We start from the raw sequence: 1,040 nt of genomic DNA, 5'->3' as shown, positions 1-1,040 counted from the left end.
GGCGGCTTCACGGGCTTAGCATCAGAGGGTTCAGCGCTGGCGCTTCAAAGCGGGTACCGGAATATCAACCGGTTGTCCATCGACTACGCCTGTCGGCCTCGCCTTAGGTCCCGACTTACCCTGGGCAGATCAGCTTGACCCAGGAACCCTTAGTCAATCGGCGCAAGAGTTTCCCACTCTTGTATCGCTACTCATGCCTGCATTCTCACTCGTGAACCGTCCACGACTCCCTTCCAGGGCCGCTTCACCCGGCACACGACGCTCCCCTACCCATCACAGCCTCCGTTGGGAGTAATGCTGCAATGACACGACTTCGGCGGTACGCTTGAGCCCCGCTACATTGTCGGCGCGGAATCACTTGACCAGTGAGCTATTACGCACTCTTTCAAGGGTGGCTGCTTCTAAGCCAACCTCCTGGTTGTCTGTGCGACTCCACATCCTTTCCCACTTAGCGTACGCTTAGGGGCCTTAGTCGATGCTCTGGGCTGTTTCCCTCTCGACCACGGAGCTTATCCCCCGCAGTCTCACTGCCGCGCTCTCACTTACCGGCATTCGGAGTTTGGCTAAGGTCAGTAACCCGGTAGGGCCCATCGCCTATCCAGTGCTCTACCTCCGGCAAGAAACACACGACGCTGCACCTAAATGCATTTCGGGGAGAACCAGCTATCACGGAGTTTGATTGGCCTTTCACCCCTAACCACAGGTCATCCCCCAGGTTTTCAACCCTGGTGGGTTCGGTCCTCCACGCGGTCTTACCCACGCTTCAACCTGCCCATGGCTAGATCACTCCGCTTCGGGTCTTGGGCATGCGACTGAAACGCCCTATTCGGACTCGCTTTCGCTACGGCTACCCCACACGGGTTAACCTCGCCACACACCGCAAACTCGCAGGCTCATTCTTCAAAAGGCACGCAGTCACGACATACAAGCAAGCTTGCATGCGACGCTCCCACGGCTTGTAGGCACACGGTTTCAGGTACTATTTCACTCCGCTCCCGCGGTACTTTTCACCATTCCCTCACGGTACTATCCGCTATCGG

General features: G+C 57.4%; 1 rRNA gene. It reads right to left on the bottom strand.

Features of this window, described 5'->3' with window-relative positions:
* Positions 1-1,040 (bottom strand): 23S ribosomal RNA (locus PV342_RS40875); the annotation flags it as partial.

This window comes from Streptomyces sp. PA03-3a (assembly GCF_033792735.1).
Classification (GTDB): Bacteria; Actinomycetota; Actinomycetes; order Streptomycetales; family Streptomycetaceae; genus Actinacidiphila.
The sequence above is the reverse complement of the archived record's forward strand: the minus strand, read 5'-3'. Positions and strand labels throughout refer to the sequence as shown.